Origin of the sequence: Sulfurovum sp., assembly GCF_049668085.1 — a bacterium.
In the GTDB taxonomy this organism is placed as follows: domain Bacteria; phylum Campylobacterota; class Campylobacteria; order Campylobacterales; family Sulfurovaceae; genus Sulfurovum.
Genome location: NZ_JBATIY010000085.1, coordinates 18,347 through 31,162, shown reverse-complemented (window position 1 = coordinate 31,162; position 12,816 = coordinate 18,347). Strand labels below are relative to the sequence as shown.

Genomic DNA, 12,816 nt, shown 5'->3' with positions numbered 1-12,816 from the left:
TGCGGTTTAGGCTATTGCCATCCGCCTGATTGTACTTGTTCAGGGTTTTGACTGTCTACGGCACTTCCTAAAGCACCACCTGCAAGAGCACCTATCGCAGCACCTACAGCAGCGTTCGTTCCACTATGGCTACCAGAATTGTATCCTATTACTGCACCAGCCAAAGCACCCGTTGCTGCACCAGTCTGTGTTGCATTGTTGGGGGCTATTTCTTGTCCTGTACAACCGGTCAAAAAGGCAATAGTTGCACTTGAAGCAAATAGCATATTAAGTATGTTTTTTTTCATTGAGAAAATTCCTTGTATATTTAATATTTTTGAATTATAACACAGAAATGTGTCACAAATGTGTTTAATTATTTGGACTTTATTTTTTCATGCCATTGCCAAAGAGTTTTTTCAAAACCTATTTGTTTGGTCTCATAGTATTTCTTGGGTACGGTCAGGTAGGATTGCTCTACCCATCCGCCAAAATCATGAGGATACACATAGCTTTTTGCATGAGTTTTGATATGAGAAGGAATAGGGTGTATCTCTCCTGCTGCGATATCTTTAAGAGCAGTGTTGATAGCCATATACGCACTGTTGGACTTAGGTGAGGAAGCAAGATAGATCACAAGTTGAGAAAGGGATATTCTGGCTTCAGGGTACCCTATATGTTTCACGATATTCAGTACGGAGCTGGCAAGATTAAGAGCAGGGGGGTTTGCATTTCCAATGTCTTCACTGGCAAGGATGGCTAAACGTCTTGCGATGAACTCTGCAGGTTCTCCTCCATCTATTAGTCTGGCAAGATAATAGATGGAGGCATCTATACTAGATCCGCGAATACTTTTGATCATGGCAGAGGTCAGCTCATAGTGGCTTTCTCTCTCAGAACTTCCTGCCTGCATGGCATGGGGGCGTATCTGTTTGAGTGTGGCAAATGTAACAGGGCTTTCTACAGCATCAGCACTCTCAAGTAGATTTAACATAGCCCGTACATCGCCTCCACTTGAAAAGACAAGATACTCTTTTGCATCGTCTTCTACTGTGAGATCTTCCAGTTGTATGATTTTATCAAGATAGATATGCAATTCTTTTTCATTGATTGATTCAAGTGCAAAAAGGTGTGAACGTGAACGCATTGCAGCGGTAAGTGAATAATAAGGATTTTCTGTAGAAGCACCTATGATCAGGGCGGCCTGATTTTCCATAAAAGGCAAGAGTACTTCCTGCTGATTTTTACTGAGTCTATGCACTTCATCAATGAAAATAAGAGGCTTTTGTAGTGCGTTGGTATACTCTTTAAAGATCTTGCGTAGATCTTCTATCTTGAGTGTGGTGGCATTCATCTCGTAAAAAGGTATATCGAGAAGTGAAGCGATCACCCTTGCAAGAGTTGTTTTCCCACAACCCGGTGGTCCATAAAAAAAGGTATGGGAGAGGGTTCCTGTAGTGATGAGTTTTTGTAATATGGCATTGTCACCTAAAAGGTGTGATTGACCTATCATCTCACCAAGCGTTTTAGGGCGATATTTCAGTGCAAGATTTGGCACAATCTAATCTCTTTTGCTAAACTTTTTTGAGAGGGTACTCTTTTTCTCTGCAAGCTCTTTTTCACGTCTATTTTTTTCTTCCTGTTTGCGCGCGTTGGCTTCATTTTTAGCAGTGGCTTCAGCATTTGCACGTCTTCGTTTCATGAACTTATGCACATCATCGTATTCTCTACGTGTAAAGTAACGTGTTTTATTGGTAGGAAGGTTGTTTAACTCTATCCCTCCGAAGGCCACACGCTTAAGGTCAAGTACTTTGGCTTCAAAGTGTGCAAAGAAACGTCTCAGTTCTCTGTTTTTCCCTTCAGTAATGGTGACACGAAGTTTAGAAAAACTTTGTCCTTCACTTCTCACTTCAAAGTGAGCAAATGGCGCAAATTCCATACTGAATATCTTAGATTTTTCATGTGCGCCTGCACGGGCATCATCAAGGACAAGACCCTCTTTCATGGCTGTGATCATCTCTGGAGTGATAGGTTTATCTATTTTAAGATTATAAGTACGGTCCAAACCACTTTCCATAAGGGCAGTTGCGACCTCTGGGGAGTCCGTTAAGAGCAAAAGTCCTTCAGAGGCATAGTCCAGTCTACCTACAGGTACAAAGTGTCTGTATTTGCCTGGTAGTTTATGATAGATCGTCGCACGTCCTCTATCATCTTTTTTCGTAACCAGTACACCCTTAGGTTTATTGTAGACAATGATGGTAAGTTCTTTACTCTCTTTGACTGCTTTGCCTTTCACATAGATATGGTCACCTTCTTCTACTTCATATCCAAAGTCTTTCAAGACTTTTTTGTTTAAAGTAACTTCACCCTCTTCTATGAGTTTATCGGCTTCTCGTCTTGAGTATTTTGTGTTATGTGATATATATTTGTTTAATCTCATTGTTTCTCGTTTTTTATTTACTTTTAATTCCGGCATTGATCAGGTCATGGATGTGTAGTACACCGATGATATTACCTGTTTCATTTGTAATAGGCAATAGTTGTATACGCCCATTTTCTATAATTTCAAGGGCATCACTTGCCAGTAATTCTGTATTTGTATAGCTCTTAGGATTTTTGCTGGCATATTCGATTGCCAGATGGTCTAAGCTAAATCCTTCTTTCATAAGTGCACGTCTAAGATCGCCATCACTTAATATGGCAATAAATGTATCTGTCTCATCCACGATGAGTACCGTACCTAGTTTCCCTTCACTCATCGCTACAATGGCATCTTTTAGCATGGTTGTATGATTGATGATAGGCAGGTCTGTTGTTCTCATGAGATCTTTGATCTTCACAAAAAGTTTTTTACCCAATGATCCTCCAGGATGAAAAGAGGCAAAATCTTCTTGCTTGAAGCCTCTTTGTTCCATGAGTGCTACTGCCAAAGCATCACCCAGTGCCATGGTCAGTGTGGTTGATGTTGTAGGAGCCACGCCCAGGGGACATGCTTCTTTCTCTACAGAGATATCAAGAAAGACATCAGCGTAAGATCCAAGAGATGATTTTTCATTTCCGGTCAGTCCAATAAGCGGGATATCAAAACGTTTGATATGAGGAAGGATCTTGGTAAGCTCTTCACTCTCTCCACTGCTGCTGATGGCAAGCAGAGTATCGCCTTTCCCTATCATCCCCAAGTCACCATGGAGTGCTTCAGTTGGGTGCAAAAAGAAACTTGACGTACCAGTACTTGCGAAGGTAGCAGCCATTTTAGCACCTACCAGTCCAGACTTTCCTACACCTGTGATGATCAGCTTTCCTTTTGTCTCCAGTATAAGCGAAATGGCATCCATAAAATTCTGGTCTAAACGTTCGGCAGCTTTGTATAGGGCATCTGCTTCTGTGTGAAAAGTTTCTTGTGCAATTTTGATAAGATCCATAGTTCAGTCTTTATATGTTTTTAAATGATTATATCATAATTAGTAGGTCAGGAGACAAGTGGGTTTTCCCTGGTTATCAGAGATAAAAATATAGGTGGAAATGACTATACCCCCTGCCCTAAGGCAGAAGTAGGTTAAACGATGAAGATAGTAGGAATGATGAGTGGGTATCTCTTTTTCGTACGAACAACATGTTTTCTAACTACTGAACGTATATCATTTTCAATATCTTTATGGTTCTTAAGTGCTTCAGGCTTCATGTTAAGGAGCATTGTCTCAAGTAACACTTCTATCTCTTTTGCAAATTTCTTATCTTCTTTATCTGGAACAAGACCATGTGAAGTGACAACAGGTTTCCCCACCACTTTTTGGTTGCTTTGTGAAATTTGTGCTACAACATTGACGATACCGTCTTCAGCCAGTTTTTGTCTGTCAAGTACTACATCATTTTCAATGGTCATATTGTTTTGGTTATCGATATATGTTTTACCGCTTTTAACCGTTTTTACTTTTTTAAGATACTTCGTTGTGATCTCTACTTGATCCCCATCAGACATAAGTAAGATATTTCTTTCATCAACACCACATTCAACAGCTGTTTTAGCATGTTTAGCGATATGATTGTACTCACCGTGAACTGGTAAAAAGAACTTAGGCTGGATCAGTCTTAAGATCAGTTTTTGCTCTTCTTGCGCTGCGTGACCTGAGACGTGAATATCTCCAAACTCTTTATAACGTACCGTTACACCAGCTTTAATGAGTTTATTCATCAAACCGGAAACGGAAGCTTCATTCCCCGGGATAGCTGAAGCAGAGATGATGACTGTATCTGAAGGCTTAAGTTTGATGTGTCTATGCTCATCTGTTGCCATACGGTTCAATGCTGCCATAGTTTCACCTTGTGAACCTGTAGTTACAATAAGTACTTCATGTTCAGCATATTTTGGTACTTCGTGTACTTCGATAAAGTGTTTGTCTTCAATATCAACAAAGCCAAGCGCTCTGTTGGTTTCAACATTACGCTCCATTGAACGACCGATAACACATACTTTTCTACCGTGTTTTACTGCTCTTTCCATTGCTTGGAAGATACGGTGAACGTTTGAAGAGAATGTGGACATGATCACTCTTCCTTTTGCAAGGTCAAAGAGTGAATCAAATGTTTTTCCAACTACTTTTTCACTTTTCGTAAACCCAGGGTTGTGTGAGTTGGTTGAGTCAGAGAAAAGGCAAAGTACCCCTTTAGCTCCATAATATGCATAACGGTGTAAGTCCATTGTGTAGTTGTCTACAGGAGTATGGTCTACTTTAAAGTCAGCGGTATGGATGATGGTTCCAGCAGATGTCTCAATAGCAAGTGAACAGGCATCTATGATAGAGTGTGTATTGTGCATCCATTCTATTTTCATGTCACCGATTTGATACTGCTTTCTCAGTGTTACAAAGTTAAATTTATTTGTGTGTGCAGAGAGTCCATGTTCATTAAATTTATTTTCTATCATCGCAAGTGCAAGTGGCGTTGCATAAATAGGAAATTGTAATTCTTTAAACAGGTAAGGCATAGCACCAATGTGGTCTTCATGACCGTGTGTGATGATAACATAGACATCTTTTGTTTCTTTAAGTGTATGCAAGTATGAGAAATCAGGTACCAGGATGTCTACACCGTGCATCGTTTCATCAGGGAAAGACATACCTACATCGATGATGATAGCAGTTGTTTCAGTTTCGAGAACCGCCATGTTCCCACCGATCTCGCCGAGACCACCCAGCGGGGTGAAACGTATTTTACCTTTTGCTGATATGTCTATCTGCTTCCATGGGTTCATGGTTGCGTCTTTAACGCGTAAATTCTCTTCGAGAGAAGCTCTCATTGTATCGTTTACAGTGGTAACATTTTTTCTTCTGCCTCTGTTCTTGCCTCCACCGCCACGGTTTTGGTTGGGCTTATTTCCAGAATGTGGTTTTTTATTTGGGTTTTGTCTATTTCCTTGCCCTTCTGCATTTTGATTCCTGTTTGGTTTTCTGTCCGGGTGTGGCTTTCTATTAGGGTTTGGTTTTCTATTCCCGTTTGGTGCTTCTCTATCTGGCACATTACCGTCTACTTCCCTATTAGGGTTTGGTCTTTTGTTCGGGTGCGGTTTTCTATTTGGATTGGGGTTAGGGCGGTTTTCATTCTGCCCTTGCGCATTTTGTCTATGTGGATTTGGCTTTCTATCTCTGGGTGTTCTTTGCCCTTGATTTTGAGATTTTTCGTTGTTCTGCTCGTTGTTTTCCATCTAAATTATCCTTTAATTCATTATATATGTGATGATAAATAGATGTCCCAGCTTCATGAGGTCGTAGGTTAGAATCAAGTTCTAACTTTTCAAAAGTTTGATTGACAATATCTTTAGAAAAAACAGTCATAAGGTTTTTAGAGAGTTTTTTACGCGGTTGCGCAAATGCGATCTTTAAGAACGCTTCAAACTTCTCGTCATCCTGTGACTGGTTTTTCTCTATTAAAAGCACGGCAGAAGTAACGTTTGGAGGTGGAACAAATGCTTCGGGCTCAACTTCGAAACAGAGTGTTGCTTTTCCGACACTTGCAGCAAGAACAGAAAGAGCAGAAAACTCTTTTTGTTTGACACTTGCTGCAAACTTAACGGCAACTTCTTTTTGAACCATAACCAGTATTGACTGGCATTGCTCATCTTTAAATGCTTTTAAAATAATATTGGTCGCGATATAATAGGGCAGGTTGGCTACCAGATGATAAGGTTCATCCAACAGACTTCCTGACTCCCAACGCTCAAGCACATCTCCACACCGTAATTCAAAAATACCATTCTTTATGGGTTCTTCAAATTCAGTGGTAAGATGCTCACATAATCTTTTATCAACCTCAAATGCTGTGACATTTCGAACTTTTACAAGTTCTTTGGTTAAATCACCTAAGCCAGGCCCAATCTCTGCGACTTTTAGATCGTCATTGGGCATCGCTTGGATGATTTTATGAAGATAGATATCATTCTTCAAAAAATTCTGACCAAATTTCTTACTTGCAAATTCGGCTAAATCTTTAATAATCATACTATAATCTACCTTTATACTTACTACTAATCCCGTGTTTGGGATAATTTTTGTATAATCTTAGCATAATTTTGAGAGGAACACAGCTAATTAGATGGATTATTTTGCAAAACGTATCATTCCTTGTCTTGATGTAGATAATGGACGGGTAGTAAAAGGTGTTAATTTTGTTGGGTTACGTGATGCAGGGGATCCTGTAGAAGTTGCCAGACGTTATAATGAAGAAGGTGCAGATGAGATCACTTTTCTTGATATCGGTGCAAGTCATGAAGGACGAGATACGATTGTTGATGTAGTGAAAAAAGTAGCACAGGAAGTTTTTATTCCTCTCACAGTTGGTGGAGGGATCAGAGAGCTTTCTGATATCTATAACCTTCTCAATGTAGGTTGTGATAAAGTAAGTATCAATTCTGCAGCCATTAAAAACCCGGCATTCATTGAAGAGGGTGCAAAACGTTTTGGGTCTCAGTGTATAGTTGTAGCAATTGATGCCAAAAAAGTCTCTGAAGATAAATGGCATATCTTTACCCATGGAGGACGTAACGATACAGGTATCGATGCGTTGGAGTGGGCAAAAGAAGCGTATGGCAGAGGTGCAGGTGAATTGCTTGTGACCTCTATGGATGCAGATGGCACGAAAGCAGGATTTGATAATACTTTGAATAGGAAGATAGGTCAACTCGTGAATATCCCCGTCATTGCTTCTGGTGGAGCAGGAACGATGCAACACATAGAAGAAGCATTTACCCTTGGTAATGCAGATGCCGCATTGGCCGCCTCGATCTTTCACTTTAAAGAGATTGACATTATGGAATTAAAAAGCTATCTTAGAGGGAAAAATATCCCAGTGAGAATGTAGTTTATGATAATTTGTGCAGGCGAGAGTGAGCAATTTGATTTTGCTTTACCCGTTGGTATTGGTATGACAGATGTGGCTATTAATTTAACGCGCTTATGTTTCTCTCAAAAACCAAAATTTATATTGTTCATAGGTACGGCAGGTTCGTATGGAGAAAAGAAAGTTTTTGACATTATAGAATCAAAGACAGCAGCAAACATAGAAAACAGTTTCTTTACTGGAGGTTCATATACTCCTATAGATAATATGGTTTCCACTGCAGAAGATGTTTCACGTGAAACAATAGTGAATACCTCTAATTATATTACTACAGATAAAAGCGTAGGGGAATCATATCTTTCTAAAAATATCCATTTAGAAAATATGGAATACTATGCTGTATTAAAAGTAGCAAAATCTTTTGATATTCCTGCAGCAGGTGTTTTTATAGTGACAAATTATTGTGATGAAAATGCACATAAAGACTTTATGGATAATCATAAAGAAGCAATGCTTAGATTAACTAAGTATATTAAAGAAAGTAAATAAATGAAGAAAATAATACAAGATCTAACTAAAGAAGAGTTAAGTGAACTGATCAAGCCTTCTTTCCGTGCGAAACAAATATACAACTGGATCTACCACAAGTATGCAGACTCTTTTGAAGAGATGAAAAACCTTCCTAAAGAGATGAGAGAAAAGCTGGATGAAGAGTATACAGTTGCTCCTCTCAAAACAGTAATGGTACAAAATTCCAAAGACGGAAGTCGTAAATATCTTTTTGAACTTCATGATAAACACACGGTTGAAGCCGTACTTCTTTTGATGAAAGATAAAGAATATCATGAAGATGGCTCTGTAAAGCATCAGGAACGCTATACAGTCTGTATCTCATCTCAGGTAGGGTGCAAGGTAGGTTGTGCCTTTTGTTTAACTGCAAAGGGTGGTTTTATGCGTAATTTGACTGCAGGTGAAATTGTTGAACAGCTGCGTATGATCAAGAAGGATAATGAGATCGATGCCAACCGTCGTGTCAATATTGTCTATATGGGTATGGGTGAACCACTTGACAACCTAACAGAGGTTGCAAAGTCAGTGAAGATCTTTGCAGATCCTGAAGGTATGGCAATAGCCACACATAGACAAACGATCTCTACCTCTGGATTGAGTACTAAGATTGAAAGACTAGGCAAGATGGACCTAGGAGTGAATCTGGCTATCTCACTCCATGCAGTTGATGATGAGTTAAGACAACAGTTGATGCCTATTAACAAAGCGTACAACATTGGTTCAATTATAACAGCAGTGAAAAACTTTCCTGTCAATGCTAGGAAAAGAGTCATGTTCGAATATCTTGTCATCAAGGATGTCAATGATGATATCTCAGCAGCAAAGAAATTACTATCTCTTTTAGATGGCATTAAAGCCAAGGTGAACTTGATCTATTTTAATCCATATGGTGGTACTGAATTCAAACGTCCAAGTGAAAAAGATATGAAAGAGTTCCAGGAATATCTCACGAAGAGAGGTTTGCATTGTACGATCCGTGAGTCTAAAGGGTTGGATATTTCAGCGGCTTGTGGGCAGTTAAGAGAACAAGAATTAGAAGGAGAAGTATAATGCCGAGTTTGGAACTTTTTATGTTGGGATTTATAGTCATTGTTGCTGTCATTGGAGTTGGTTGGTTTATCTATGAGTCTCGGAGTGATGAAGAGAAGTAGAATTCTTTTTGTCCTTGTAGTATTTTCTTTCTTATCTTTCAAACACTTTTGTTTTCCTACCGTTCATTACCCTCTTCTACTTTATAAAAAATACTTTTCTGTACTATATGTGGTTATGCTGACTTTTTGATCCTTCATGGTTTAATGCATAAATATATGAAGGACTCTTACTATAATATCAAAGAAGTCTATCTGCACAAAAATCATCTTATGAGTTCATTTCTAATAAGTGGGTATTTTATCTTAGTGACAAAAAGCCTATGTCAAGTATAAAGATTAAAGGATGAAATAAGTCTGTTGCAGAGTATAACTATAGATCAAGTCTTTCACCATTTATAGAATAGCTTGTACATATTTTGGAATTAAATATATTTGTGCAGATACTTTTTTTATACTGGAAAGTGTATATATTATATTTTATGTATACCCCTATCTTCAAGTTATGTTTTTATATTTACAAGTCATTCTGAATGTATACAAGTTATAAAAAGTCATATGGAAAAAATTGTTTCACGTGAAACGCATAGGTATTCATTTATAAGAAATATAAAAAGTTTTTGAAGAAATAATCTATTTTATTTGTATGTTAAAAGCTATTGTAAAAATTTAAAAAAAGTGAAAAAACATAGCTAAGGATTAGAATTCAATTGGAAGATCTATTTCAGTAATGGTATCTTTAAGTTGTAAAAAATGATAAAACTTTTTCTTTGTTATGGCCATCTTATAGCTTAATAAAAAGAATTTAATCTAGTTAAATTCTTTAATGTATAAACTTGAATTTAGATGTAATAAAATAATAAAAACATGATAGTGTTTGTATGAAATCTCATGTATAAATACTTGATTAAATTGGCTATATAAATTCAATTTTAAAATGTATCTGTTCTCTAAATTACTATAAAAAAATATATCATCAATAGGATGTTTCACGTGAAACCAATCTATTTCTATCTTGTTATTTAATGTAAAATCAGATGAACTGATAATGACTTTTTTAGAGTAAAAGATTTTTATGAAGAATGGTAAAGAGAATTGGTTTGAGAGGTATAAATAGTTATTCTTGTGTATATTTACTGATTTGAGTTTCATGAAAGAGAGATTATTTTTTAAGTATTTATTGCTTAGAAAATAATGTTTTAAATATATAATTTATATTAAAATCTATAGTGCTTACTAGTGCTTTTATTGGATATTAAAAGCTCTTTTATCCTTCAGGCAGATCAACTCTTTCATGTCAGCAAAATCGATTTTACTTTCAATATGAAATCTTGACCCCATATTGAAAGATAGGCTTTGGGCATGAAGCATAAGCCTACTTGCTCCGGTTTTTTCCATGCGTTCTTCTTGGCTTAGTTCATCTTCCAAATATGCATTGGCAGTTTCAAAGGTTGTACCATATATAGGGTCTCCTAAAATAGGATGTTTCACGTGAAACAAATGCACTCTGATCTGATGGGTTCTTCCTGTATGAGGATAACATGCTACTAGGGTAGCATGAAGTTGTGCATCATATTCAAGTGGGATAAAGTCTGTATGTGAAACTTTGCCTTCTTCAGAGATAAAGACCTTGTGTTTGGTTTGACTGTAGTCATTGTTTATCTTGATTTTCTTACTTGATGAAAAGGGTTCTGTGAGTTTACCATCAACCCATGCAAGGTAAGACTTCTTAATACTTCTGTTCTCAAAAGAACCTTTCAGATAGGACTCTGACCTTTTGTGTTTACTCGCCAACAGTAATCCAGATGTTTCCATATCTATACGGTGAACAGCATTGGCATCATCACCAGCAATAGTTCGAATCTCATCCAGCAGGGAGTATGGTGTTGCCATGGTATTAGGGTGTACTAAAGTACCTGAGTATTTTTCAAAGACCATAAAGTCTTTATTATGAAACAGAGGTTTTTCCCCTCTTGAAGAAGCTTTAAAATAGACCACTTCTACTTCACCTTCTATGGACTCTCCAGTATTAAATATTGACATACCATTGACAAGTAATCTGCCTTTAGCCAAGACACGTTGTGCTTGTCCCTGTGTAAAGTTGAATGTGCGCATGATAAAGAGGAAAGCGGGCATCTTCTTTGGTACTGTAAACTTCTCTTTGACAAATGGCATATGATTTTACCTTACTTTTATTGTTAGACAATTTTGACATAATCCAAAACTTTCGTTGTCATGGAAACAACTTATGATACAGTGTACAGTTATATTTAGTTGATTGTCAAAGTTGACTTATTTCAGTAGTTATAATTCATCTCAGTATAACTGCTATTTTGGTAGAATTGTATCAAATATTTATACAGATAAAGGTATGCAATGGTAGAAAGATATGCAAGAGAAGAGATGACAAAACACTGGACACAACATGCAAGATATGCAGCATGGCTTGAAGTTGAAAAAGCGGCTGTCAAAGCCTGGAACAAGTTAGGGCTTATATCTGATGATGATTGTCAAAAGATTGTCAATAATGCTACATTCTCAGTTGAGAGAATAGAAGAGATAGAAGCTGTAACAAAACATGATCTGATCGCTTTTAATACAAGTGTCAGTGAAAGTCTTGGAGAAGAGTCTAGATGGTTCCACTATGGTATGACCAGTTCAGATGCAGTTGATACAGGTGTCGCACTGCAAATGAAGGCTTCACTGGAAATCATCATAGAAGATACAAAAATGCTCATGGTATCCATTCAAAAAAGAGCGGAAGAACACAAGATGACGCTTATGGTAGGAAGAAGCCATGGTATACATGGTGAGCCTATCACATTCGGTTTAACTTTAGCCGTTTGGTATGATGAGATGGCTAGACATTTAAAGAACTTAGAGGAGACTATGGAAGTTATTTGTGTGGGACAAATTTCTGGTGCTATGGGTAACTTTGCACACGCTCCACTAGAACTTGAAGAGTTAGCAATGGCAGAATTAGGGTTAAAACCTGAACCTTGCTCAAATCAAGTAATTCATAGAGATAGATATGCAAGGTTGGCAACTACTTTAGCTCTTCTGGCTTCATCTATCGAAAAGTTTGCAGTACAAGTGAGACACTTACAAAGAACAGAAGTGTATGAAGCTGAAGAATTCTTTGCTAAAGGGCAAAAGGGATCTTCCGCTATGCCACATAAAAGAAATCCGATCCTTACTGAAAACATCACAGGTCTTGCCAGAATGATTAGATCCTATGCTGCGCCAGCTATGGAAAACGTTGCATTATGGCATGAAAGAGATATCTCTCACTCATCTACTGAAAGATTTTGGCTTCCAGATGCATTTATCACTACAGACTTTATGATGCACAGAATGAACAATGTTATTGCAAACTTAACTGTAATGCCTGAGAACATGATGAGAAACCTTAACCTTACTGGTGGACTTGTTTTCTCTCAAAGAGTACTTCTAGAGCTTCCTAAAGAGGGTGTAAGTAGAGAAGACGCATATAAAATTGTCCAAAGAAACGCTATGAAAGTTTGGGATGAAATTAAGCAAGGGAAACCAACTACCAATGATAAAGGTGAATCGTTATACTTAGGGCATTTACTCGCAGATGAAGAATTAAGATCTAAACTCTCTGAAGAGCAGATCAGAGAGTGTTTCAACTTTGATTACTATACTAAAAATGTAGATGCTATTTTTAAAAGAGTATTTAAATAGCTTCTATCGTGGGCATTTTGTCCACGATAAAAGTCAGATATTTGTGTTACTTTCAGCACTCTTTTTTTATATAAATAAATCTTATTTTTTCGAAACTCCCCACTCAGGCACCCTTTCAAAAACTATCACTAAATCTTATAAA

General features: G+C 37.5%; 11 protein-coding genes. 4 read left to right on the top strand and 7 right to left on the bottom strand.

Features of this window, described 5'->3' with window-relative positions; genetic code table 11:
• Positions 1 to 11: 11 nt before the first annotated feature.
• The 6 genes from WBM70_RS05460 to rsmA all read right to left on the bottom strand — a co-directional run bounded on the left by WBM70_RS05460 (position 12) and on the right by rsmA (position 6,473).
• Entirely contained in the window at positions 12 to 287 is a 276-nt protein-coding gene (locus tag WBM70_RS05460) for a YMGG-like glycine zipper-containing protein (RefSeq protein ID WP_424557503.1), read from the bottom strand.
• Positions 288 to 355: 68 nt separating this feature from the next.
• Positions 356 to 1,537: a replication-associated recombination protein A gene (locus WBM70_RS05455; RefSeq protein ID WP_424557502.1), complete on the bottom strand. Its 1,182-nt coding sequence runs from the start codon at positions 1,535 to 1,537 to the stop codon at positions 356 to 358.
• A gap of 3 nt (positions 1,538 to 1,540) precedes the next feature.
• On the bottom strand, positions 1,541 to 2,419 hold the full coding sequence (locus WBM70_RS05450) for a pseudouridine synthase (protein ID WP_424557501.1): 879 nt from the start codon (positions 2,417 to 2,419) through the stop codon (positions 1,541 to 1,543).
• 13 nt (positions 2,420 to 2,432) lie between these two features.
• Positions 2,433 to 3,401 carry a KpsF/GutQ family sugar-phosphate isomerase gene (locus WBM70_RS05445; protein ID WP_424557500.1) on the bottom strand — a complete coding sequence of 323 codons (969 nt, stop codon included), beginning with the start codon at positions 3,399 to 3,401 and terminating at the stop codon, positions 2,433 to 2,435.
• A gap of 134 nt (positions 3,402 to 3,535) precedes the next feature.
• Complete coding sequence (locus WBM70_RS05440; RefSeq protein ID WP_424557499.1) at positions 3,536 to 5,680, bottom strand: ribonuclease J; 2,145 nt, start codon at positions 5,678 to 5,680, stop codon at positions 3,536 to 3,538.
• Positions 5,616 to 6,473 (bottom strand): 16S rRNA (adenine(1518)-N(6)/adenine(1519)-N(6))-dimethyltransferase RsmA, encoded by an 858-nt coding sequence (rsmA, locus tag WBM70_RS05435; protein ID WP_424557498.1) that lies wholly within the window; start codon positions 6,471 to 6,473, stop codon positions 5,616 to 5,618. Before rsmA ends, WBM70_RS05440 begins: the two co-directional genes overlap by 65 nt.
• 94 nt (positions 6,474 to 6,567) lie before the next feature.
• On the opposite strand from rsmA, the gene hisF reads away from it, so the two are divergent.
• Genes hisF through rlmN form a run of 3 tightly spaced genes read left to right on the top strand, consistent with a single transcriptional unit; the run spans position 6,568 to position 8,931 of the window.
• Complete coding sequence (hisF, locus tag WBM70_RS05430) at positions 6,568 to 7,332, top strand: imidazole glycerol phosphate synthase subunit HisF (RefSeq protein WP_424557497.1); 765 nt, start codon at positions 6,568 to 6,570, stop codon at positions 7,330 to 7,332.
• A gap of 3 nt (positions 7,333 to 7,335) precedes the next feature.
• A complete protein-coding gene (locus WBM70_RS05425; protein ID WP_424557496.1) occupies positions 7,336 to 7,860 on the top strand; it encodes a purine-nucleoside phosphorylase in 525 nt (174 codons plus the stop codon).
• Positions 7,861 to 8,931, top strand: coding sequence for a 23S rRNA (adenine(2503)-C(2))-methyltransferase RlmN (gene rlmN / locus WBM70_RS05420; protein ID WP_424557495.1), 1,071 nt, complete (start codon positions 7,861 to 7,863; stop codon positions 8,929 to 8,931).
• A gap of 1,283 nt (positions 8,932 to 10,214) precedes the next feature.
• Here rlmN and WBM70_RS05415 read toward each other — a convergent pair.
• Positions 10,215 to 11,144: an RluA family pseudouridine synthase gene (locus WBM70_RS05415; protein WP_424557494.1), complete on the bottom strand. Its 930-nt coding sequence runs from the start codon at positions 11,142 to 11,144 to the stop codon at positions 10,215 to 10,217.
• A gap of 201 nt (positions 11,145 to 11,345) precedes the next feature.
• Here WBM70_RS05415 and purB point away from each other — a divergent pair, with 201 nt between their 5' ends.
• Positions 11,346 to 12,674, top strand: a complete 1,329-nt coding sequence (gene purB / locus WBM70_RS05410) for an adenylosuccinate lyase (protein WP_424557493.1) — start codon at positions 11,346 to 11,348, stop codon at positions 12,672 to 12,674.
• Positions 12,675 to 12,816 lie beyond the last annotated feature (142 nt).

Coding starts and splice junctions, on each gene's coding strand:
- rlmN (WP_424557495.1), top strand. CDS start 7,861: ATGAAGAAAATAATACAAGATCTAACTAAAGAAGAGTTAAGTGAACTG.
- WBM70_RS05450 (WP_424557501.1), bottom strand. CDS start 2,419: ATGAGATTAAACAAATATATATCACATAACACAAAATACTCAAGACGA.
- WBM70_RS05425 (WP_424557496.1), top strand. CDS start 7,336: ATGATAATTTGTGCAGGCGAGAGTGAGCAATTTGATTTTGCTTTACCC.
- purB (WP_424557493.1), top strand. CDS start 11,346: ATGGTAGAAAGATATGCAAGAGAAGAGATGACAAAACACTGGACACAA.
- WBM70_RS05440 (WP_424557499.1), bottom strand. CDS start 5,680: ATGGAAAACAACGAGCAGAACAACGAAAAATCTCAAAATCAAGGGCAA.
- WBM70_RS05445 (WP_424557500.1), bottom strand. CDS start 3,401: ATGGATCTTATCAAAATTGCACAAGAAACTTTTCACACAGAAGCAGAT.
- WBM70_RS05415 (WP_424557494.1), bottom strand. CDS start 11,144: ATGCCATTTGTCAAAGAGAAGTTTACAGTACCAAAGAAGATGCCCGCT.
- hisF (WP_424557497.1), top strand. CDS start 6,568: ATGGATTATTTTGCAAAACGTATCATTCCTTGTCTTGATGTAGATAAT.
- WBM70_RS05460 (WP_424557503.1), bottom strand. CDS start 287: ATGAAAAAAAACATACTTAATATGCTATTTGCTTCAAGTGCAACTATT.
- rsmA (WP_424557498.1), bottom strand. CDS start 6,473: ATGATTATTAAAGATTTAGCCGAATTTGCAAGTAAGAAATTTGGTCAG.